The following is a 22,383-nucleotide window of genomic DNA, read 5'->3' as shown; positions in this document are numbered from 1 at the left end:
ACCCCGCCTGCGCGACCCGGCGACGGCCGCCCAGCCTGCGTGCACGCCACCCTCAGCTTGCCATGGCCTCGCCGCCGCCGCCCACCGCCTGCGCGGCGCGGTCGCGGCCGCTCTTCTTGGCAAGGTACAGGGCCTTGTCGGCGAGCGCGATCAGTCGCTCCGGCGACAGCTGGCTGTTCGGCACGCGGGTCGCCACGCCGATGCTGATGCTGACGATGCCCTTGGGGGCATGCCCGTGCTCGATGGCCAGGCGCTCGACGTTGGAGCGCACCGTCTCGGCGATCTCCATGGCCTGTGGGGCCGAGGTTTCCGGCAGCAGCAGGGCGAACTCCTCGCCGCCGTAGCGCGCGGCCAGCTCGCAGGGTCGGCGGATCGCGAACTGCAGGGCGCTGCTGATCCGCCGCAGGCATTCGTCGCCGCGCAGGTGGCCGTAGTTGTCGTTGTAGGGCTTGAAGAAGTCGACGTCGCACATCAGCAGCGAGACCGGGTGCCGGCAGCGCTCGCCGCGCTCCCACTCGCTGCGCAGCATGGCGTCGAAATGGCGGCGGTTGGCGAGACCGGTGAGGCCGTCCATCGCCGACAGCCGCATCAGCTCACGGTTGACCTGGTCGAGCTGGTGGGTGGTTTCCAGGAGCTTGTCGCGCATCTGCGCGATCCGCGACATTGCCCGCACCTTGGCGGCAAACACGATCGGGTTCAGCGGTTTGACCAGGTAGTCGTCACCGCCGGCTGCAATTCCCGATTCGAGGTCGGCATCGCTGGTGCGGCCGGTGAGGAAGACGATCGGAGTCCACTCCCCCGGTCCCTCATCCGCGCGGATTCGACGGGCCACTTCGAAACCATCGATGTCGGGCAGGACCACGTCGAGCAGGATCAGGTCGGGGCGTCGCTGCGTGTACAGCTGAAGACCGTCCAGACCGCGCTCGGCCTGGATGGGCTCGATGTCCATCTCGCGCAGCAGGTGGGCGATCATCGCCTGGCTGGTGCGCGAGTCCTCGATCACCAGCGCCTTCACGCCCTTCGGCTCCCGGGGCTGGCGGCGGGCGGAGGCCTTTGGATCCAAGCTGTCATGGACGCTCCCGTGGCGGCCTCTGCGATGAGGCTTCACGGATGCAAATCCCGGGCCGGGAGCCCACGTCAGGTGCACGTCGGCCCTGTTCCGACGCGCGAACCGGTCTCGCGGAACAGGAGTCCCCTATGCGAAACCTGAGCCTTCGCCAGGCGTCTGGGGCTACCCGGCAGGATCCCCGCAGGTCGGTGCGGCCGGCCCGTGGCGCCTGCCGCTCAGCGCCAGTGTTCAGCGACCCACGCGGTGGGATGCACCTTGCGGTACCACTTGCCGCTGACCCCGGCGATGGCGTCGGGCGGGTTCGGCTTGCCGTGGAAGGCGATGATCTTCGCGCCCTCGGGGAGTCGCGGCGGCTGGAACCAGCACAGGATTCCCGGTCGCACGCAGTGGCGCTTGAAGCTGCGGCACCAGCTATCGGGCCAGTAGCTGACCTTGCCCTGGCGGCCGAGGTAACCAGTGATGAACTCCTGCTCGTTGCGCACCTCGGACAGCGCTTTGTCCTTGTTGGCGGCGAGATACTCCAACGCATCCGCGTGCGCGCCGATGGTGTAGCGATAAACCGAAGTGTTGCCGGTGCCGTCGCGCTTGTCCCATTCCTTGATGACCACGAACTCGCCCGGTGGCTCGAAGAACGCGTCCAGGCTGTCGACGATCACCACGTCGAGGTCGATGAACAGGGTGGTGCCTTTCAGGTCGTAGAGCTCGCGCTTGAAGCTGGTCAGCTTCAGCCAGCCGTGGCCAAAGGTCCAGGGCAGGCGCTGGTCGAAATCGGCGAAGCCGACCTGCGGGATGTCGAGGACCTCGATGTCCGGCTCGATGCCCGTGCGGTCGTCGGTGAGGCAGACGAAGCGGTGCGGGCGCTTCAGATGCCTGCGCACCATCGAACGCAGCCGGTTGACGTACTCCGGGCCGTACTTGCGACCCCATTTGATGCACAGGACGTTGACCGGTTCCATCGCTGATCGCGCTCGCCATCGGTGTGTTTGCAAGGCCTCGCATTCTACATGCGCGACCGGGTCGACCTCGGATGGAGCTTGCTAGACTCCCCTGCCGCCCTGCGTATGAAACACCACCGTGAACCGCAGCGAGACCGACACCCTGGCCAGCGAGAGCGTGCAGGAGGCCCGCGTCACCGACGCCCGCGGCGCCCTGCTGTTCGACCGCCGGCGCATTGCCCAGGCCGATCGCCTGCTGCTGGATCCGCAGCACTGGGCCGAGCGCGGTCGCATGGAGGCATCGCGCGGCGGCCGCGGCGCGGTCTGCTTCGTGCGCGGCGAGTTCGGCGAGGCGGTGATCCGCCACTACCGGCGCGGCGGCCTGGTCGGCCGGGTGATCCGCGATCTGTACCTGTGGACCGGCGAAGACGCCAACCGCGCCTTCCGCGAGTTCCGTCTGCTGGCCCGGCTGCGCGAGCTCGGCCTGCCGGTGCCCGCGCCGCTGGCGGCCGGCTATGCGCGAGCGGGCCTGTTCTACCGCGCCGACCTGATGACCCTGGCGATCCCCGACAGCCGCACGCTGGCGCAAGCGCTGGCCGCCGGACAGGGCGAAGCCTTTGACTGGCGCGGTCTTGGCGGGCTGCTGGCGCGCTTCCACGCCGCGGGCGCGTTCCATGCCGACCTCAATGCCCACAACGTCATGCGCGACGACGCGGGTGGTCTTTGGCTGATCGACTTCGATCGCGGCGACCTGCGTGCACCCGCGCTCGCTTGGCAGCGCGCCAACCTGCAGCGCCTCGCGCGCTCGCTGCGCAAACTCGGGCTTCAGGGCGAGGCGCTGGCGGTGGGCTGGTCGGCCCTGGGCGCGGGCTACGTCGAAGCCGGGGGCAGCGCGGCCGCCTGCGAACTCAAGCCCGCATGAGCACGCCAGCGCACACCCGCGTGGACAGCGGCTGGGCCCTGCGTTTCCTGGGCGTCGGCAGCAGTGCGGCGGTCGAGCTCGGTTCGGCTTCGGCGGTGCTGGAGCACGATGGTCGTCCGCTGCTGATGATCGACTGCGGCGGCGAGGCCCTGACCGCGTATCTCAAGCACTACGGCGAGCCACCGCTGGCCCTGTTCATCACCCATGCCCACCTCGACCACATCGGCGGCATGGAGCGGCTGTTCTTCGCCCTGTACTTCGACGAAGCCCGACGCGGCCGCTGCCGGCTGTACGTGCCGGCCACCGTCGTGCCGCTGCTGCAGGCGCGGCTGGCGGACTATCCGGGCGTGCTCGCCGAGGGCGGCGCCAACTGGTGGGATGCCTTCCAGCTAATCCCGGTCTCGCGCGGCTTCTGGCACGCCGGCCGCCAGTTCGAGGTGTTCCCCTGTCGTCACCATGCGCCGGATACGGCCTTCGGCTTGGCCCTGCGCGGCAGCTTCGTCTACAGCGGCGATACCCGGCCGATCCCCGAGCAGCTGGCGCGCTATCCCGAAGAGACCCTGGCCCACGACTGCGGTCTGCGCGGCAATCCCTCGCACACCGGGCTCGACGACATCGAGCGCGAGTACCCGCAGGCCTGGCGCGAGCGGCTGGCCCTGTACCACTACGGCTCGGCCGCGGACGGCGAGGCCATGCGCGCGCGCGGCTACCGCGTGCTGGCGCCGGGTGAGCGCTTGGCGGTCGCGGCACCCGCGCCCTCAACCCTGCCCGCCGGTGGCTGAGCGCGCGCGCCAGACTTGTGGATTCGCCTCCGAGTCGCTACTCTGCCGCGCTCTGCAGCGTTCGTGCGTGAGACTCCGGAGAGATGTCCGAGTGGTTGAAGGAGCACGCCTGGAAAGTGTGTATACGGCTAAACCCCGTATCGAGGGTTCGAATCCCTCTCTCTCCGCCAGTTTCCGCAACTGAACGATCTGCCCGCCGCGACGCCTGAAAAGGCAGCGGCCGCTGCCCCGGCAGCCCCTCTATGGTGGCTCCCGTCGGTGCCTTCGCGACGATAGGCTGCAAACCCCGCCAGGCCCGGAAGGGAGCAACGGTAGCGGTTGATTCGGGTGCCGGAGTAACGCTGGCGGGAGTCGCCACCCTCTGCACTGCCGTCAGCGCCCGCGCCTGCGGGCCCTGTTGCGTGGGGCCGTGCGTCAGCGCGCGAGTCCGGGCGGCCCACGGCTTGTGAGCCGGCGCGGAGTCGCTTCCTCTGGCATGCCCCTGAGCGCGCGCGAAATCGTCGACACGCTGTCAGCTACGCTGGCCGCCAGACCTGCGCACCGTGCCGACCGCGGAAGCCCTCATCGATCAGTCGGCCATTGCCATCCACCAGACCCGAGCCCGCGCTCAGCGCATCGCGTTCGGTGAACCACACCGGATTCGTGTTCGCCGCGCCGGAGAGGCCGACGGCGCCATTGCTGGCCGTCTGCAGCACGTTCGCAGCGAAGTAGCTGTGCCGGTCGACCCCGGATTCGCGATCCCAATTGCGTGCACCAATCCGTTTGCCCACGAAGGTGTTGCGCCGCACCTGGCAGACGATCGTGACCGGTCCGACATTGGGCGCGGTCCCGTTGGCTGCGCCGTTGGTGACGAGGCCCCCGACATTGCTTCCACCGCGCACGAAGTTGTACTCGATCGAGCCCACGCCGGGCAGGGAGACGGCGTAGGCTGCGTTGTGCGCCTGGATGATGTTCTCGGCCTCCACCGCCTGCGGCGGCAGATCGGCGCGGCAGAACGAGATCTCGTAGTAGCGGCAGTAGCCCTTCGGAAACCACACCGAGTGGCGCACCTCGATGTTCGGGTCGTCAACGATGAAGGTCTCGCGCTCGCACAGGTGGGTGTCGACGTTGTAGTAGTCGTAGCCGTGCAGGCCACTGCAGTTGCGGTACGTGTTCTCTGCCAGCAGCAGATGCTGTCGGCCGTTCGCACGCCCGCCGTTCACCGCGCCGATGCAGGACTGGTTGTTGTTCTGCGCCGTGTTCGCGTTGAAGCAGCGCTCGAAGTGGCAGCGCCAGACGCTCCAGCGATGGTTGAACTCCCAGTCGTTGATGACCCCGAAGTTGCCGGTACCGATGTTCTCGAAGCGCAGTCCGCCGATGAACACGTCGGATGCGCGCATCTGGATGCCGCGATTGAACACCGGAGTCTCGCCGGGATAGGCGATGATCGAGGTCGCCATATGGCTGGCGTTGACCAGAATGGCGTCGCTCAGCGTGTAGTTGCCGCCGCGACACACCAGCACCTTGCCGCGGCTTGGCGAGACCATGCCGTTGCCCAGCATCGCCTGATTCCAGGCCATCGCATTCTGCGGGCTGGTGCCGTCGCCCTTGCCGAGCGCCGTTGGCGCGGTGAACAGGTGTCCGTCAAGCGCCACTTGCAAGCGGAACTCGAACAGCAGCGGCGTGTTGTTCTGATCGCTGCAGCGCACGCGGATCAGATAGCTGCCGGCCACCGGCGACTCCCAGACGAGGGTCGCGTAGTCCGGCGTTGGCGCGTAGTCGCCGGAGCTGTCGCGCTGCAGGAACTCCCCGATCCGCATGCCTGGCGGGCCGGAGAGCAGCTCGTAGAAGCGCGGGTTGCTGCCGCCCATGGCGCGCACCGGACACTCCCAGCGCAGGCCTGGATAGGCGCGACGATGGTGCGAGGCCGCAGGCGCCACCGCGTCGCTCTGCGGATAGATCTTCTGCAAGGGCAGCAGGCTGTTTGGCTCGAAGTAGCCCGGCGGGAACAGGTAGGCGGTGTTGGTGCTGGGCGTGACCGCCTCGAAGCCGTCGGCGTACAGCGCGCTGGAACCGCCCGATGATCCGGCGCGGCAGGCGTCTGGGCGCAAAGCCAAGGCGGTGCTGGCCGCGGTGGTCAGCAGAAGGAACTGTCGACGCTTCATGGTGGGATCTGCCTGTGGATGGGAGGGGGCGCAATACGAGCACATGCTTCGCTCGACCTTGCGGTTGACGTCGCGGCGCGACCGCCCAGTGCGCGCTACTCGAAGCCGTCGGCGAAAACGTTCAGGCTGGTGCTCATCGGCAGCGGATAGCGGTGGCCCAGCGTGGTCAGGCGTGCATCCCCGGCCGGCAGTCGGGTCAAGGCGCCGCTGCCGCCCAGGTCGCTGGTGGCGCTGAGCACGCTGCCCGAGGCCAGCGTGTCGAGGCCGTGCGTGTCGCGCCAGGTCGCCCAGCTCATGTTCATCGCCGAGCCACCGCATTCGGTGTCGCGCATGGCGTTGCTGCTGCTGGTTTCCAATCGGTTCGCGCGGGTGCGCAGCTGGCTCGCGAAGGCGGCCGGCACCGTGTTGAGGCAGGACGCCCAGGCATAGGGCGCGGGCGTCGAGCGGATCAGGTTGTGGCTGATCCGGGTGTCGGCGCTGCCCACATTGAAGGCGCCCCAGCGCAGCACGATGGCGCCGCTCGCGATGGTGTTGTGGTGGATGTCGTGTGCGCGCATCGTGCAGCCTTCGGTCAGGCATTGGCCGCCGAGCAGCACGCCGGTGTTCACGAACAGGTTGTGGTGGATGTGGACCTGCTCGGAACCATACTGCGCCGAGATCTGGATGCCGTTGCTGTTGGCGAAGCCGGGCGCGTACTCGATGAAGTTCTCGCGGTACACGTTGCGCTGCGAGTTGTCCTTGTCGTGCACGCCGACGGTGGTGGCGCCCAAGCGCACCTGGTTGTTCTCGAACAGCGAATCGCCGGCGTCGAACCAGGTGGTGGCGTAGCCGGTCGGGTAGTTGTTGAACTCGGAGTCCTGCACCAGAAAGCGATGGCGCTGCTGCAGATCACCCCAGCCGTGGATGTAGGCCGGGTTCTCTCCGCCGTTGGCCACCACGCCGTCCAGAAATCGCACCTGGCGCACCACCAGGCCGGGCAGCGAGGGATCGCTGACGATGCCGTACTGGCGCACACCGGTGATGTCGACGCCTTCCAGTCGCGCGGCCGGGGCCTCGGTGAAGCGCGCGGTGATATTGCCGCTCTGGTTGAGCGCCAGCACCGGGATTTCATCGGGGTAGGCCAGGATCTGGCGGGGGCGGCCGTCGTTCAGATCGAAGCGGCCTGCATAGGTGCCCGCCCGCAGCATCAGCGCCTGCGCCGACGTGCCTTGAGCCAGCGCGTAGGGAATCGTCTGCAGCGGCTGATCGATGCCGCCGCGGCCGGGGGCATCGACGCCCCCGGGCGCCACGAACAGGAAATGACTCGCCCCAGCGCTGACCACGAAGGTGCGCTGAGCCACCTTCTGCACGGCGGCGCTGTCGCGCACTTCCAGATCGAACTCGTAGCTGCCCGCCGCTGCGGGCACGAAGCGCAGGGTACCGCGTCGGAAGTCGAGGCTGACGCCAGCGCTGGATGCGCTCTGGCCGTTGAAGCGCGTCGCCAGCAGCCGGAACTCGTAGGGGAACTGCCCGCCGACCACGCCGGGCCGGCTCTCGTAGGCGAGGCCGGGGTAGGCGATGGCGCGCAGACCGGCGCCGTTGTGCCACCAGCTCAGCGGCCCATCGGGTGTCGTGGCCGGCATCGTGATGCGCGCCGCCGCGGTGTGCACGCAGCGCACAAAGACCGGCGTCGCGTCTGCCGGCACCTGGCTCGGCGCCTGTGCGGACAGCGCGCAGTGTTGGCCATCCGGCTGGCTCAGCACCTGCACGCTCAAGGGCGTTCCGGGCGCTGCAGCGCCGAGGCTCAGCGCACCGTTCAGGCTTGCCTGGACCGTGGTGCCGCCTTGCCTGAGCGAGACCGTATTGCCGAGCGCCAGGCCCTCAAGCCGGATGTTCACGGGGACCGTCGTGCCGGCCCAGGTGGTCGAGCCCGTCGCGAAAAGCAGCATGGCGATCAGGCGGGTACCGAAGACGGCGCCAAGGTGGCGATGCAACGATCCAGCGAAGCGACTTCTCACGGGCGTGATCTCGAAAGGGTTCAAGGGGAGCGCAGAACGGTGTGTGGACGGCCGGCTACTCGAAGCCGTCTGCGAACAGCGAATCGGGGCGAAGAATCTCGGCGCCATGCGTGCCCAGATACTGGCTGCGGAATGCGCCGGCGAGGCGGTGCTGGGTATCGAGGATGCCGTCGCTGCCGCGACCGTGGCACTCGTTGCCGGTGCTGGACAGGATCAGGTTCTCGCGGATGGCGGGGTCGTAGTACACGCCGGCCGGCGCGTTGGCATCGAACAGAACGATGCGGGTGGCGGTGTTGCCGCCCTGGACCACCGCGTCGTGCACGATCACGTCATTCTCGAAACTGATGCGCAGCGCCGAACTGCTGCGCATGATCACGGCCGGCGCGCGGAGCGTGTTGCGGTAGATCCAGATCGGCCCGCGTTCGCCGCCGGACGCGGTTGCACCCACGCCGATGCCGAGGCCACCGTTGCCGTCGCGAGTCACGATCGTGTTGAAGCAGACCTCGATACGACGCGTTGTAAAGCTGCCATTGGCGCCCGACATGGTGAGGTCGATCAGGCCGCCGTCCCAAGCCTGGTTCCAACGATTGCCGCGGATGCTGATGTCCTCCTGCTCCCAGCCCTTGATCCAGATCGCATGCTGCGACGTCGAGTTGGCCGGCGCTTCGAAGACGTTGTCGGCCACCACCAGATAGCGGGTCTGGTAGGTGTCGATCGCGCTGAATCCGTTGTTGGTGAAGGGCAGGCGGCGGAAGGTGCAGAACACCTGGGCGACGTACTCACGCACGCCGCCGCCGGCGCCCAGGAACAGGCAGCTGTTGTTGTCGTCGCCTCCGCCCGCGGCGGTGCCCAACGACGGCGAGTCGAAGCCCAGCCGGTACTGGTAGCAGCGGTGGTTGACGTTGAGCGAGCCGAAGTAGCGCGGGTTGGCCTGGCCGCTGGGGCCACCCACGAAGTTCAGGTGCGCAACATAGGTGTCGCTGCTGTTGTACCAGGCGAAGTGCCAGGCGTTCAGCGTGCCGCAGTCGATCGTCGCGTGTTCTCCGGGCCAGCCGAACAGGCTGCCGACGCGGCCTGCACCCGTGCCACCGCTGACCGCGATGTTCATCGACTCAGCGGGTGCCTGATACAGGCCTGCCCGCAGACACAGCGCGCCGCCGTCCTGCACCTGCGCATAGGCGTGTGCAAGCGTGCGCCACGGCGCCGACGCCGTTCCGGTGCCGCTGCTGTCGCTGCCGTTCGCGGCATCGACAAAGCGGGCCCAGGTGCCTGAGACCACGCCGCTCCAGCTGAACTGGACGCTGCCGCCATCCTGGTCGCGCACGCGCACGGTGAAGCTGAAGGTGCCGTTCGAAGTCGGCGTCCAGCGCAGGATGCCGTAGCCCGCGTCGCCGTAGTTCCGCCCGAGGCTGGCGCCCGCCGGCGCATCGACCAGCTCGTAGATGAACGGCCAGCTGCCGCCCTGCACCACGATGGGCAGCTCATAGGGCAGGCCGACATGTGCATTGCGATGGAAGGCACGTGTCGAGGTTTCCGCATCCGGGCGCGGCAGCACGATGCGCTGCGGCGTCAGCGGCATCTTGGCCGGAATGAACTGACCGGCCGCGAGCTGGCCGTTCCAGACGCCGGTGGCGCCGATGGGGAGTGCGGCTTGCGCAGACTGACTGCGCAGACCGGCCGCAATGGCCGCAGCGAGGCCGAGGAAATGACGACGATGCATGGGGACTCCGCAGGGACGACGGCTGGCGCAAATGCCTGATGCCCGGCCGCTTCGTCGGCGCTGCGCGGCGCCCGCAGACGGACGCGCCACACCGCTGCGACGGTTGGCCTTGAGGCGAGGTGCCTGGTGTTGCCGATCGAGTCCCTGGCTCGGGCCCTGAGGGCCTCTTGTGGTCTCGATCTGTTCGCTGATGCCGCTGTCCCCGAGCGAACCGGCGCGCGGACACGCGCCTGGGCAGCAGTGTCGACAATTGTGAGCAACTGTCAAGGAGGCTCGGTCGCGATGGCGCCAATCGCTGCGTCCGCGCCGACCAAAGGTGCAGGAATCGCAGCCCGGACGATGTCAGAGCGTGTGAGAAATCCAGACGCCGTAGCGAGGGCGTCCACAGGCGCCGCAGAGAGCGGAGGGTCCTTCAGCATGCTCCCAGAGCTGCACGGCACATGACTTCGCACCCGCGAATGCAGGTGCGACGGCGACGCCTACCTCCGGTCGATCGGGCTGGCTTCAAAGACCGCTGTCACTCCCAGCGCCAGAGCGGCTGGTCCTTGTCAGGCAGTTCGCCGCGCAGGCGCAGGCGGACCAGATCCACCGGCATCGTTCCGCCCTTGAGGATCGCGTCGTGGAAGTCGCGCTCGCCCATCTGGCCCGACTCCACCAGCTCGCGGCGCAGGGCCATGAACTGCAGGCCGCCGAGCAGATAGGCCGCCTGGTACAAGGGGCCATAGTCACCGGTGAAGCTGCGCCGCACTTCGGCGGCGGCGTTCTCGCGCTCATGGCCCACTTCGTTCACCAGCAGCTCGATGGCTTCCTGCGGTGTCATCGTGCCGAGGTGGAAGGCCAGGCTGAACTGGATGCGGGCGGCGCGGTGGCTGCGCCAGAACAGCATGCCCATACGGTCCTCGGGCGTTTGCGCGAAGCCGCGCTGGTACAGGAACAGCTCCCAGTACAGCGCCCAGCCCTCCATCCAGAAGGGCGTACGGAACAGCTGGCGCTGGGTCTGGTGGCGCAGGTTGTAGAAGTACTGCAGGTGGTGGCCGGGGATCAGCTCGTGGTGCACCACCGCGCGCGAGAAGTGCCGGTTGTTGCCGCGCAGGCTCATCAGCTGCTTCTCGTGCGGCATCGAGCTGTGCGGATACGCCACCCACACATCGCGACCGCCCAGGAAGAACGGCGCCTGCAGCTGCGCCTGCGGGCTCAGCATGTTCATGCGCCAGTCGCGCCGCGAGAGCTCGGGCACCGTGACCAGCTGATTGTCGGTGAGGTAGTCGATGGCCTCGTTCGCGAGTTCGACCACCAGCTGCGGCTGCTGGCCGACGGCCGGCGACTTCTGTTTCACCGCCTCCAGCGCCTCGCGCCAGTCGCTGAAGCCCATCTCGCGCGCGGCCTCGCGCATCTCCTCCCGGCACCAGGCCAGCTCGCGGCGGCTGATCTCGACCAGCTGCTCCGGCGTATATGGGATGCGTTCCGCCGTGAGTGCGGCGATCAGCGCCTCGCGACCGATCGGGTCGCCGATGATCACCTCGGGGTTGTCGACACCCGCCAGGCGCTTGCGGATCAGCTCGGCGGTCTTCGGCAGCTGGGCATCCAGCGCCTGCCACGGGTTGCTGACCCAGTGGGTGAAGTCGGGGTCATAGCCGTCCTGGTGGGCATGCCAGTCCTTCAGTGCGCGATGGGTGGCGTCGAGGACGCGGGCGGCACGATGGGCGACAGCGGGCGACAGCGTCGACAGCGCCGCGTCCTTGGCTTCGATGCGTGCATCGAGATCGGCCAGGGCGGCGCGCGCGCGCTCCAGCCTGCCGGCGCTGCTGCGGCCGTCGGCCTGCTGCAGGGCGCGACGTGCTTCCGCGAGTTCGATCAGCGCCGCCACTTCGGGCAGCAGTGGCGCGGCTTCGTTGATGCGCTGGCGCTCGAACTCCAGATCCCCCTGGCGCTGCTGCAGCTCGCCGCGAAACAGGATCCAGTCGATCCGGTCTTCCAGGCCCAGTGCTTCGAAGTCCATCGCGTCGAGCCGCGCCAGCCAGCCCGTGTAGAGCTCACCCAGCGCACGCCGACGCGCCTCGCCCCAGGCGATGTCGTTGACGTGCTCGATGGCGGCCAGATCGGCGCGGAAACGCTGGATCTGCGGCGCCAGCAGCTGCGCGCTGGGCGCATGCTCGGACGCTGGCGGCACCAGTGCCTCGCTGGGCAGCGGTGGCGCCGCCAGCGCAGCGACAGGCACCAGCAGGGCGCAGAACAGGGCGGCGGCGATTCGGGTGCGGCGCATGGTGGGCTCCGGCGTGGCTTGATGCCCGATTGTGCCCGCGCCCGCCGACCGCTGCGGGTGCCACAGGTTCGGGGTGCGTGCTCAGGCGTCCATGGCGGCGACCAGCTCGGCTTCCAGCGAACGCGTTGGATCTGCCCGCAGCGTGGCGAGGGCCGGGCGGTCGAGATCCAGCCGCAGGCGGCCTTCAACCAGCAGCACGGCGCGATGCACATGGCGCTCGGCGAGTTCGATCGCATGCGTCGCGAGCACGATGGCGGTGCCACGCGCTGCCAGATCCACGAGGTGGCGCTTCAGCGCCCAGGCGCTGGGGGGGTCAAGGCCATTCAGCGGTTCATCGAGCAACAGCAGCGGCGGCTCGCCGATCAGGCCGAGCAGCACCGCGAGCTTCTGTCGCGTGCCCAGCGAATACTCTTCCACCGGACGATCGAGATAGACGCTGTAGCGCAGGGCTTCGGCCAACTCGAGAGTGCTGGCCGGCACCTCGCCGAGCCCGCGCGTGCGGGCGAACAGCTGCAGGCATTCGCGCCCGGTCAGCAGGCCCGGCAGGGCCGCGGGATCGACCGCCATGCCGAACTTCCTGCGCGCTGCAGCGGTGTCGGTGGCGATCGCATGGCTGCAGATGTGGATCGTTCCGCGGCGCGCGGGCAGCAGCCCGGCGATGCAGCGCAGCAGGCTGCTCTTGCCCGAGCCGTTCGGGCCGGCCAGCGCGACGAACTCGCCGGCATCGATCCGCAGGTCGATGCCCTGCAGTACGGGCCGACCGCCCAGCTCCAGGTGCAGGTCGCGAACATCGAGTATGTGCATGCTCAAGCCAGTCTCCGTGCACGCCAGGCGTGCCAGCCGATCATTGCGATGGCCGGCAGCAGCACCGCCGGGCCGAGTCCCTCGCGCGCCAGCACCAGCAGCAGGGCGACTTCGGCCATCAGCTGGCCGCGCTGGCGGGCGCGCGAGCGCGGGTAGTGCAGCATCAGCGCGATCTCCAGGCCGCAGAGCAGCAGGAAGCCGAATGCGCCGAGTGCAACGACGAGCGGCGAGGCGCCGAATAGCGTGAGCGCCAGCGCGAATAGGACGCTGGCCAGCAGCGCGCGCGAGGCCGGGTAGCGCCAGCCGCTGCGGCAGAAGTCGACGCGCGAGCGCGGCGTGGCCAGCAGCAGGCGCTCGACCTCGGCCAGCGCGCGGGCGCTGGCGTCGAGCGTGGTGCGCAGCCAAGGCAGCATCACCACCAGCAGCAGCATGCCGGCGAACACGCGCGCGCCTTCGCCGGCCAGCACCATCAGGCCGAGCGGCAGCAGCCAGACCCAGGCGCGGCCGCTGCGCCAGGCGCGTTGGCTGCGGCGGCGCTGCAGCTGTCCGAGTTCAGGCCAGGGGCCGAGCCAGCGCGGCGCGACTGCCCAGCCGCGGGCTTCACTGCGCAGCGGCCTCGCGCCAGCGAGCGACCCCGAGTTCATGGGCTCGGCGCGGGTACCAGCCTGACCCGCGCGTGCCAGCTGCACGAGCCCGCCGGCCAACAGCAGCGAGGCCAGCATCTGCATCAGCAGGGCGCCGGCTTCGTTGGCATTGAACAGGCGCGAGAGCAGGGCGGCGAGTGCGAACAGCGCGGTCCACAGCAGGCCGATGCCGATGCCCAGCAGCAGCTGCTGGCTCAGGCCACGCCGCTGCACGGCTGGCGCAAGGGGCAGGGCTGACAGCCAGCCATGCGCCCGGCTGGCGATTTCGAAGCGCCGCGCACGCTGGTGGAGGCGCCAGAACGCGAGCAGCAGAAAGGCGGACGTGGCCGCAAGCGGCTGCGCGCGCCAGAGCTCAAGCAGCGGCTGCAGTCGCGGCGCCAGCGTCTGCAGCAGCCCTGTGGCCAGTCCGAACAGCGCAAGCAGCGCCAGCGCGTGGAACAGGCTCTCGCCGGGGCGCCTGCGCCACAGACGCCAACGGGCGCGCAGTTCCAGCGCGCTCTGGGCCAGCCGCGGATGCAGGGACGTGGGCCAAGGCAGAGGCATGCGCGAGGTCATTGACGGGGCGCGCTTGGAACCCGCGTTCCGGCGAAGGTTCCACAGGCGTCGCCCGAATCCGCCCGCGCGCCATGCACAGCCGCGGGCGTGCGGGCCTGTCAGTCTTCCAGGCCGTCGCGGAAGATGCGGTTGGTCGGCAGCTGCAGGCTGCTGCCGCCACTGTTCGTACTCGCATTCGGGCTGGCCGCGATGCCGACCGGCTGACCGCTGCCTCCGATCCAGCGCAAACGCTGCAGGGGCGAGGCGGTCACGCTCGCCGTGCTGGCCGGTGCGGGGCCGACCAGTCGGTACTGCGGGCTGCCGGTCTCGGTCGCGAAGGCCGCGCTGCCGACGCTCGACAGCGCCCCGATCGTGAGGCCGAGCGCGAGCGCGCGGATGGCGCAGCGCGGGTTCATGGGCAGCTGCCGGCGAGCAGACCGGTGCCGCGCAGGGTGTTGCCGGCACAGATCAGATTGACCTGGCCGCCGTCGCAGCGCTGGCCCTGCAGGTGGTTGCCGTACCACTCTGCGCTGGCCCCCGCGGGGCCCGCCAGCAGGCAGACCGAATTGCTGTCCGCGGCATCGGTGGCGACGAGGCTGGACTGCTGCAGCTTCAGGTTGGCCGCGGCGGCGATCAGGCTGACCGCGCGCACCGTTTCGTTCGCGGATGAGCGCTGCAGGCGCAGGCTGCTCGCCTCCACCCGCGCGCGGCCCCTCAGCTCCAGGGCGGCGGCGCTCGCGCCGGCGCCAGCGTTGACATGGCCCGCTTCGACCAGACTGTGCTCGATCCGCAGCGGAGCGCTTCCGGCGGGCGCGGACCAGTTCGCGCTCTGTCCGATCCCGATGCAGGGCGCGGTATCGCCCGCGAGGCATTCGACCTGCACGTGGACTTGGCTGAGCCGAGGCGGGATCGCTTCGATGCGGATGCCCGAAGTCTCCCCGCCGCCCTGGCTGCTGTCCTGGCGTCCGCGCAGTCGGATGCGCAGGTCATGTACCTCGAGCGCGGCCTGCGCGGGCTGGTTGCTGGTGCCGTCGCGCAGGCGCAAGGCGCTGACCTGGGTGGCGCGCAGGTCGCGCATGTCGATCGCGCTGTGTTCGATGACTGCGAGCTGGCCCGCGTTCTCGACCACGATGCCCTCCGCCCGCGTGGTCGACGTGGTTCCGCTGGCGCTGCCCTGGATGCTGACCCGGACGTTCGAGAGTCGGCCCTGCGGCCCATCGGAAAACACCGCCGGTGCGCCGAGGAAGCGCAGCCCGTAGACGTTGAGGACGCTGGCGCCTGCCTGCAGCTGCACGTGGAGGTCGCGCCAGACGTTGCCCTGGCCGGCGATGAAGTAGCTGCCGCGGATGCCCTCGGTGGCGTCGGCGGCCTGGATCAGCGCCCCCTCGATGCGCAGATTGAAGCCCGGGCAGTCGGCGCGCAGGCCCATCGCATACTGCCCACCGAGCGCGCGGCCGACCACATCGCGGACCTGACTGTCGAAGGCGCAGACGCTGATGCCGGCGCGCTGACCCAGCGTGCCGGGCGCTGCCCGACTGATGCCGGTCACCCGCTGCAGCCGTACCCGCGCCACCAGCTGCTGCGGGGCGGCACGATCGATCGCGGCGATGCCGACCTGGCTGTCGGCGAAGTTCAAGGGAACCGCCGTGTTCTCCGCGGTGAGGTCGGTGATCTCGGTGTCCGAGCCAAGCTGCAGCGAGGCGGCGAACTCGGGTGCGGTGAACGCCGAGGTGATGAACGTGGCGGCCTGGCCCTTGCCGCTCAGGCGGGTGTGCGAGGGCAGCACGAGGGCTGCGCTGCCCAGGTCGTAGCGGCCGGCGTCAAGCTCGATGGCCACCGGTGCCGTGGCGCTGGCATCGCTGATCGCAGCGACGGTCGCCAGCAGGCGGCTGCCGTTCTCCTGCGGCGTGCCTTCGGCCGAAACCACGATCGTGCGCCGCATCAGGCTGCCGGCGCGCAAGGCGAAGGGCGCGGCAGTCAGGCGCGGTCGCGGCGCCATCTCGCCGTCGCCGGCGATCTGGATGCCGAGGTAGAGCTGTCGGCCCCAGAGGTCGCGCGGCAGCGCAACCACCTGGCCCAACTCGACGGCGAGATTGCCGCCGTCGACGTCGACCGCGTTCTGGGTCTCGCTCCACAGCGGCGTGCCCCCACTGGGATCCGCATACAGGCGGAAGGTGATGCTGAGGCTGGCGCTGATCGGGTTGCCGCCGGCATCCGCAAGCCGCCCCTGGTAGGCCAGGGTGGCCGGCGCCGACGCGCTCGCGGCGGAGGCGCAGACGGCAGCGGCGAGCGCCAGCGGAAGGGCGAGGGCAAGCAGGGGACGTGGTCGCATGGAAGCCGCCTCTGGCGCACGTGGGGACTGCCCCGATTGCGTCATGCGTCCGCGCCGCTTGCCAATAGCCGAGTTCTGAAAACTTCTGATAGTTTCTGGAAGCCCTTGCGCGACAGAGGCTTGCGAATGGATATCCGGGTCGACACCGCAGCGCAGGCGCAGCCCCCGGTTTCCGGGCGCTGGCGCGTCGGGGCGCTGGAGGTCGACTTCGATCGCTGTCAGGCCTTCCGCGAGGGCAAGGAGGTGAGGCTCGATCGCGCGGGGTTCGAGCTGCTGCGCTGCCTGCTGGCCGCGCCGGGCGGGATCCAGCCCAAGGAGCGCCTGCTGCGTGCCGGCTGGCCCGGGCGCGTGGTGTCGGAAAACTCCCTGGCCAAGGCGATCGGCAAGCTGCGCCTGGCCATCGGCGATGCCGAGGGCGAGCGCCTGCGGGTGGTGCACGGCTACGGCTATCGCCTGCTCGAAGCCTGTGAGCCCCTGTCTTTGGATGCTGCCTCTGGCGGAGCGCCCGCGGCGGTCGATGCGCCGCCTGCTCCGATGGCCCCTGCTGCACCGCTCGGGGCATCGGCGCCGCCGCGACGCGCGCTTGGGGCGGGTCTTGCGATCCTGTTGCTGGTCCTGATCGCCGCCGTGGGGTGGCGCCTGCAAGCGCCTTCGGCGCACGCGCCGGCCGGCCACCTCGCCGACGTCATCGCCGTGCTGCCGTTCCGCGACCTCAGTGAAGAGGGCCGGCACGCGGTGTTCGCCGCGGGTCTCGCCAATCACCTGCGCGAGCGCATGCAGCGCGTTCCCGGCCTGCGCGTCGTCGCGCGCGCACCCAGCGAGCGCGTGCAGGCCTGGGACTTCGATCCGGAGACGCTGGGCGCCGAGCTGGGCGCCAACCTGCTGGTCAGCGGCAGCGTCGAGAGCCGTGGCGATCGCCTGCGGGTATCGCTGCAGCTGGTCGACACCACGGGGCGTACGCCCCCGCTGGACGAGACCTTCGAGCGCGCGCCCTACGACCAGGCGACCCTGATCGACGCGGTGACCGAGCGCCTGCTGGACGGCATCGGCGGCCAGCCGGGGCGCTGGGGCCATGATCCGGCGCGCGCGCGCGGCACGGCCAACGCTGCGGCCTATCGTGCCTTCCTGCGCGCCTCCACCCTGTTCGCCGGCAACAACGACCCCAACAGCCAGCGTCGGGCGATCGCGGTGCTGGAGGAGGCGATCGCGCTGGACCCGAACTATGCGGATGCCTGGCGCATGCTCGCCGGCATCCTCGGTGGCAGCGGCTACTACGCCGACAGCGCCGAGCAGCTGCTGCAGGGCAGGGCGCGCGCCTTCGAGGCCTGGCGGCGCACGCTGGAGTTGAGCCCGCCCGATCCGCTCGACTACCTGCTGCTGTCGGAGACGCGCCTGCTCTACCGCTTCGACTATGCGGGCGCCTGGGCCGATCTGGAGCATGCGCAGGCGCTGACGCCCGGCGGCGAGTCCGCGACCCTGCTGGTGTGGAAGGCTCGCTTGCTGGCCTCGATGGGGCGGCTCGAAGAGGCCGTCGCCACGGGCGCGCGGGCCATCGCGCTGGATCCCGAGTCCGGCGCGCGCCGCAACCAGGGCTGGCACTACCTCGCGCTGGGCGACACCCGCAATGCACGCGCGGTGCTGCTGCTCCAGCTGCACGACCTGCCCGAGAACCCGCACACGAACTTCTACCTGGCGCTCTGCGACATCTTCGAGGAGCGGCCACAGCAGGCGCTGGAGCGGCTGGAGCATTCCTCGACCCTGTTCCGGCTGGTCGGCACCGTCATCGCGCTGCATGAGCTCGGCGATCGCGCTGGCTCCGACGCCGCGCTGGATGCGCTGCGCCGGCAGTTTGGCATCGCCGACGGCTACTGGGTCGGCGCCGCGCACGCCTGGCGCGGCGAGAGCGATCTGGCCTTCGAGTGGATCGAGCGCGCCATTCGCGGCGGCGACAGCAGCGTGATGTACCTCCCGTTCGACCCGCTGCTTGCCAATCTGCGCAGCGATCCCCGCTACCGGAAGGCGCTGGCAGCGATCGGCTACCCCCCGCAGTTGCCGTAGGAAGTCCGCGCGCAGCGAAAACACGTCCGGCGGGTCCAAGAAGAAGGGCGCCGTCGTTGCCGACGGCGCCCTCTCCTGTTGCGGCGCGAGTGTTCGCTCAGGCGATCAGTCGTCGCTCTTGTTCTTCAGGCCGCGGCGGTACAGCAGGTTGTCGGCGTCCGGCTGCTTGCCGCGCCACTTCACGTACATCTCCATCGGGTCCTCGGTGCCGCCGCGCGACAGGATGCCCTGGCGGTAGGCCGCACCCAGCTCGGCGTTCAGGCCGCCCTGCTCGGTGACGAAGGCGAAGGCGTCGGCTGCCAGCACTTCGCTCCAGATGTAGGCGTAGTAGCCCGAGGAATAGCCGCCCGGGAACACGTGGGCGAAGAAGGCGCTGCGGTAGCGCGGCGGCACCGGCGCGAAGTCGACGCCGTGCTTGGCCAGCGCGGCCTTCTCGAAGGCTTCGACGTCTTCCACCACCGCGCCCTGCGGCAGGGTGTGCCATTCCATGTCGAGGAAGCTGGCGGCCACGTACTCCAGGGTGTCGAAGCCCTGGTTGAAGCCCGAGGCGTTCAGCACCTTCTGCATCAGCTCGGCCGGGATCGGCTCGCCGGTCTGGTGGTGCTTGGCGTAGTTGGCGAGGATCTCCGGGTGCTTGGCCCAGTCTTCCTCGAACTGCGAGGGGAACTCGACGAAGTCGCGCGGCACCGCCGTGCCGGCCAGCGAGGGGTACTTCACCTTCGAGAACAGGCCATGCACGCCGTGGCCGACCTCATGGAACATGGTGGTGACCTCGTCGAAGGTCATCAGCGCCGGCTGGCCTTCCACCGGCTTCGGGATGTTCATGACGTTCAGCGCGACCGGCTTCTGGTTCAGCAGCTCGCTCTGGTCGACGAAGGTGGACATCCAGGCGCCGCCGCGCTTGCTGGGGCGCGCGAAGTAGTCGGCGTAGAACAGGCCGATCTGGGTGCCGTCGGAGTCGATCACGTCGAAAACGCGCACGTCGGGGTGATAGACGGGCAGGTCGCGGCGCTCGTTGAAGCTGACGCCGTAGAAGCGGTTCAGCGTGTAGAACACGCCGTCACGAAGCACGCGGTCGAGCTCGAAGTAGGGCTTCACCAGCTCGGGGTCGAGATCGTACTTCTGCGCACGCACCTGCTCGGCGTAGAACTCCCAGTCCCAGGGCTGCAGCTGGAAGCCGCCGCCCTGCGCGTCGATCAGCGCCTGGATGTCGGCCGCTTCCTTCTTGGTGTTCTCGACCACGGTCGGCGCCAGGTCCGACAGCATCTTCAGCACGGCTTCCGGCGTGCCGGCCATCTGGTTTTCCAGCTGGAAGGCGGCGTGGTTGGGCTTGCCAAGCAGGGCCGCGCGCTCGGCGCGCAGCTGGGCGAGGCGCAGGACCATCGGACGGGTGTCGCCTTCACCGTCGACCAGGCCGCGGTTGGCCGAGGCTTCCCACACGCGCTGGCGCAGCTCGCGGTTCTTGAGCGAGGTCAGCACCGGCTGGCGGGTGGTGTTGGTGATGCGGATCAGCCACTTGCCCTCATGGCCCGAAGCCTTGGCGGCTTCTGCGGCTGCGGCGATCTGGCCCTCGGAGAGGCCGTCGAGCTGGGCGACGTCGTCGACGACGACCGAAGCGAGCTCGGTCTGCTTCAGCAGGGCCTGCTGGAAGGCCGTCATCAGCCCGGCCTGCTCCTCATTGAGAGCGCGGATGCGGGTCTTGGCGTCTTCCGACAGCTCGGCGCCGGCGCGCACCATGCGCAGGTGGGTCTGCTCGACCAGGCGCTTGGTTTCAGCGTCGAGGTTCAGCACTTCACGGGCGTCGTAGATCGACTTGACGCGCTCGAACAGCTTCGGATTCAGCAGGATCGAATCCTGGTGGGCGGCCATTTTCGGAGAAAACTCGGCCTGCACCTTCTGGATGGTCGGGTTGGTGTCGGTGCCGGCAAGGTTGCCGAACACCCGCGCCGTGCGCATCAGCAGCGCGCCGGAGCGCTCCAGCGCCACCAGGGTGTTCTCGACCGTCGGCGGCTCCGGGTTGTTGGCGATCGCCTCGACCTCGGCGGCGTGCTGCTTCATGCCCTCCAGCAGGGCGGGCAGGTAGTGCTCGTCGCGGATCTTGGTGAAGTCCGGCGCCATCAGCGGCAGGGTGCTGGGGCTCATGAAGGGGTTGTCGGCCAGATCGGCCGCAGCGGCGGGCGCGGCTTCGGCCGGCGCGCTGGCGGTCGGCGCCGGCGCTTCGCCTTCCGGCTTGGAGCAGGCGGTCAGGCCAAGGGCCAGGGTGATCGCACCGGCGAGGGCGCCGGTGAGCAGGGGGCTACGCATGGGGCAACTCCGTTGGAACGTGCCGAAAGAACCCCGGAGCATAGCAGTGCGAAACGCGCCGCCCATCGGCCATCGGTTGGGGCTTCCTGCTCGCGGCCTGCCGCCCGACAGGGGGCTCGACCCACCTGCGCGCGACACTCGCGCCATTCCCGATCGGAGCTCACAGTGCGACTGAAGATCGCGCGGTCACCTTCGATCCACCGGCGCGCGGCTGATCCCCGGGCGGCTCGTGACCCACGCAAGCTCGACATCCGCCGGAATCCCGGCCGAGAGCGCCGCAAGGCCCCGCAATAGGCGCAGGGCCCGCGGCTCACCCCGACCGACCAACCGCCCTCACCAGCGGTAGGTCACCGTATAGCGCACGGTCTGCTTGCCCTCGGCCGGCAGCTTCACTGCGAAATCGATGGTCTGCGCGTCGCGCTTGTCGAAGGCCTGCGAGTTTCCTGTGATGGCCCAGCTGCTCCAGCGGTACAGGTACTCACGCACGGTGACCTCGGCCGGGCTCTTCTTGCCGTTGCGCACTTCGACTTCGATGGTTTCGGTAATCGTGCGGGCCTTCTCGTCATAGCTGTAGCTGACCTGCCGGCGTTCGCCGCTGATGTCGAAGGCCGTGCCGAGCTTCAGCCGGATCGTCTCGTTGCGGGCTGTGTGCTGGATCAGGTCCTCGCCGATGAACTCCTGCGCGCCGTCCGCACTGGCCTGGCTGACGCGCACGCGGCCGCCGGGCAGGGGAATGCCCAGTCGGTTGGCCTCGCGGTTCTCGAACTCGAGAAAGGCGCCGGCCTCGCCGCGTTGGGTGGCGCCAAAACCCTGGTCGGTCATGGCTGCGCCGTAGTTGCGATAGCTGGGGCTGGCGGTGAAGACCAGCTCGCGGCGGCAGTCGGCGCCGGCAACAGCGGGGAACAGCTCAAGCTGCTTGACCGAGTTGTCGGGCAGATCGGTGCGCCGGCCGAGGGTGTAAAGGTGGTACTCGAACAGTTCGGATTCGGCGAAGCCATCCGCCATGGGGGCCGCTTCGGCGACCGCCATCCGGTACATCACCTGCGGTTCGGGCGGCGCCGGCGCGCGATTGACGTCGCCTGCAACCAGCTTCAGCTTCGCGTTCGGAAAGCTGCCGCCGCTCTGGTTGACCAGGCTGACCCAGGCGGCGAGGTCCATGCGGCAGCGGCCGCCATCCTCATGCAGAGTGATGTTGTAGTCGGTCCACCAGGTCATGCCCTGGGTCTGGTAGCTGACCTGGGCGTCATGGCGACCGCCGCGCGCGGCGTCCAGCGTCCAGACCAGGGTGGGCTTGCTGATCAGCCCGCCGGGCAGGGCCGGGAACTGCACGCTGCTCCAGTTGCTGAGTGTCACCACGCTGCCGTCGGCGCGCGACAGGATCAGGCCACCATCGGCTGACAGGAGGGTGCCGCTGATGCGCTCGATGGCGTCGCCACGCACCTGCTCGACAGTCAGCGTCTCGCCGAGGTAGCGCTGCAGCAGCTTGTGCTGGCTGACCAGGTCGTACTGGTAGTTCTGTTCCAGCACGCGGGTGCCGGCCGGGTCGGTGAGCGAGGCGAACTTCACCGTGGTCGGATCGATGCGTCGCGCGACGTCCGAGAAACGCAGCTCCCCGGTGCCGCGGGAGAGCTCCAGCACACGGCGATCGCTGATCACCGCATAGCCCGGCAGGCGATCGCCGTAGTCGGCCAGACGCTCGGTCGAGAGTGTCCCGGGGGCTGCCGCGCTGTAGACGGTCAGCGCGTAATCGGGGCTGTCGGCGGCCGCGGCGGAGGTGGCAGTCATGGCAAGGCTCAGGATCGACAGCAGGGGAACGCGCATGGTGGACCTCCATTCGGTGTGCGGACAATGCCGACGCGGATCGCGGCGACGGCT

General features: G+C 69.4%; 15 protein-coding genes, 1 tRNA gene and 1 other RNA gene. 5 read left to right on the top strand and 12 right to left on the bottom strand.

Going from position 1 to position 22,383, the window contains the following annotated elements; genetic code table 11:
- Positions 1 to 52: 52 nt before the first annotated feature.
- Together Q0654_RS11115 and Q0654_RS11110 are read right to left on the bottom strand one after the other, a co-directional pair.
- Positions 53 to 1,015 (bottom strand): diguanylate cyclase, encoded by a 963-nt coding sequence (locus tag Q0654_RS11115; RefSeq protein WP_298853805.1) that lies wholly within the window; start codon positions 1,013 to 1,015, stop codon positions 53 to 55.
- 269 nt (positions 1,016 to 1,284) lie between these two features.
- Positions 1,285 to 2,025 carry a hypothetical protein gene (locus Q0654_RS11110; protein WP_298853804.1) on the bottom strand — a complete coding sequence of 247 codons (741 nt, stop codon included), beginning with the start codon at positions 2,023 to 2,025 and terminating at the stop codon, positions 1,285 to 1,287.
- Positions 2,026 to 2,143: 118 nt separating this feature from the next.
- On the opposite strand from Q0654_RS11110, the gene Q0654_RS11105 reads away from it, so the two are divergent.
- From Q0654_RS11105 to ffs, 4 genes are all read left to right on the top strand, one after another.
- Positions 2,144 to 2,926 carry a 3-deoxy-D-manno-octulosonic acid kinase gene (locus Q0654_RS11105; protein WP_298853803.1) on the top strand — a complete coding sequence of 261 codons (783 nt, stop codon included), beginning with the start codon at positions 2,144 to 2,146 and terminating at the stop codon, positions 2,924 to 2,926.
- The gene (locus Q0654_RS11100; RefSeq protein WP_298853802.1) at positions 2,923 to 3,708 is read left to right on the top strand and encodes an MBL fold metallo-hydrolase; all 786 of its coding nucleotides are present in this window, start codon (positions 2,923 to 2,925) and stop codon (positions 3,706 to 3,708) included. The genes Q0654_RS11105 and Q0654_RS11100 overlap by 4 nt, the downstream gene beginning before the upstream one ends.
- 77 nt (positions 3,709 to 3,785) lie before the next feature.
- A tRNA-Ser gene (locus Q0654_RS11095) sits at positions 3,786 to 3,878 on the top strand.
- Between the two features lie 83 nt (positions 3,879 to 3,961).
- Positions 3,962 to 4,058: signal recognition particle sRNA small type (gene ffs / locus Q0654_RS11090), an RNA gene on the top strand.
- A gap of 165 nt (positions 4,059 to 4,223) precedes the next feature.
- On the opposite strand, the gene Q0654_RS11085 is transcribed toward ffs, so the two are convergent.
- From Q0654_RS11085 to Q0654_RS11050, 8 genes are all read right to left on the bottom strand, one after another.
- Positions 4,224 to 5,852, bottom strand: coding sequence for a hypothetical protein (locus Q0654_RS11085; RefSeq protein ID WP_298853801.1), 1,629 nt, complete (start codon positions 5,850 to 5,852; stop codon positions 4,224 to 4,226).
- 95 nt (positions 5,853 to 5,947) lie between these two features.
- The gene (locus Q0654_RS11080; RefSeq protein ID WP_298853799.1) at positions 5,948 to 7,729 is read right to left on the bottom strand and encodes a hypothetical protein; all 1,782 of its coding nucleotides are present in this window, start codon (positions 7,727 to 7,729) and stop codon (positions 5,948 to 5,950) included.
- A 175-nt stretch (positions 7,730 to 7,904) separates the two neighbouring features.
- Entirely contained in the window at positions 7,905 to 9,569 is a 1,665-nt protein-coding gene (locus tag Q0654_RS11075) for a hypothetical protein (RefSeq protein ID WP_298853798.1), read from the bottom strand.
- Between the two features lie 517 nt (positions 9,570 to 10,086).
- Positions 10,087 to 11,832, bottom strand: coding sequence for a DUF885 family protein (locus tag Q0654_RS11070; RefSeq protein ID WP_298853796.1), 1,746 nt, complete (start codon positions 11,830 to 11,832; stop codon positions 10,087 to 10,089).
- Between the two features lie 81 nt (positions 11,833 to 11,913).
- Positions 11,914 to 12,636: an ABC transporter ATP-binding protein gene (locus tag Q0654_RS11065; RefSeq protein ID WP_298853814.1), complete on the bottom strand. Its 723-nt coding sequence runs from the start codon at positions 12,634 to 12,636 to the stop codon at positions 11,914 to 11,916.
- A gap of 2 nt (positions 12,637 to 12,638) precedes the next feature.
- Complete coding sequence (locus tag Q0654_RS11060; RefSeq protein ID WP_298853794.1) at positions 12,639 to 13,823, bottom strand: hypothetical protein; 1,185 nt, start codon at positions 13,821 to 13,823, stop codon at positions 12,639 to 12,641.
- 110 nt (positions 13,824 to 13,933) lie between these two features.
- On the bottom strand, positions 13,934 to 14,230 hold the full coding sequence (locus tag Q0654_RS11055; protein WP_298853793.1) for a hypothetical protein: 297 nt from the start codon (positions 14,228 to 14,230) through the stop codon (positions 13,934 to 13,936).
- The gene (locus tag Q0654_RS11050) at positions 14,227 to 16,146 is read right to left on the bottom strand and encodes a hypothetical protein (protein WP_298853792.1); all 1,920 of its coding nucleotides are present in this window, start codon (positions 16,144 to 16,146) and stop codon (positions 14,227 to 14,229) included. Before Q0654_RS11050 ends, Q0654_RS11055 begins: the two co-directional genes overlap by 4 nt.
- A 126-nt stretch (positions 16,147 to 16,272) precedes the next feature.
- Between Q0654_RS11050 and Q0654_RS11045 the strand changes: the two genes are divergently transcribed.
- A complete protein-coding gene (locus Q0654_RS11045; protein ID WP_298853791.1) occupies positions 16,273 to 18,204 on the top strand; it encodes a winged helix-turn-helix domain-containing protein in 1,932 nt (643 codons plus the stop codon).
- Between the two features lie 105 nt (positions 18,205 to 18,309).
- Here Q0654_RS11045 and Q0654_RS11040 read toward each other — a convergent pair whose 3' ends face one another.
- Positions 18,310 to 20,508 (bottom strand): M3 family metallopeptidase, encoded by a 2,199-nt coding sequence (locus tag Q0654_RS11040; protein ID WP_298853790.1) that lies wholly within the window; start codon positions 20,506 to 20,508, stop codon positions 18,310 to 18,312.
- A gap of 333 nt (positions 20,509 to 20,841) precedes the next feature.
- Positions 20,842 to 22,329, bottom strand: a complete 1,488-nt coding sequence (locus tag Q0654_RS11035; protein WP_298853788.1) for a DUF4139 domain-containing protein — start codon at positions 22,327 to 22,329, stop codon at positions 20,842 to 20,844.
- Positions 22,330 to 22,383 lie beyond the last annotated feature (54 nt).

The sequence above is a fragment of the uncultured Aquimonas sp. genome (genome assembly GCF_937888285.1).
In the GTDB taxonomy this organism is placed as follows: domain Bacteria; phylum Pseudomonadota; class Gammaproteobacteria; order Xanthomonadales; family Xanthomonadaceae; genus Aquimonas.
Note: the sequence above shows the minus strand (reverse complement) of the source record. Positions and strands in the feature narration are given on the sequence as shown.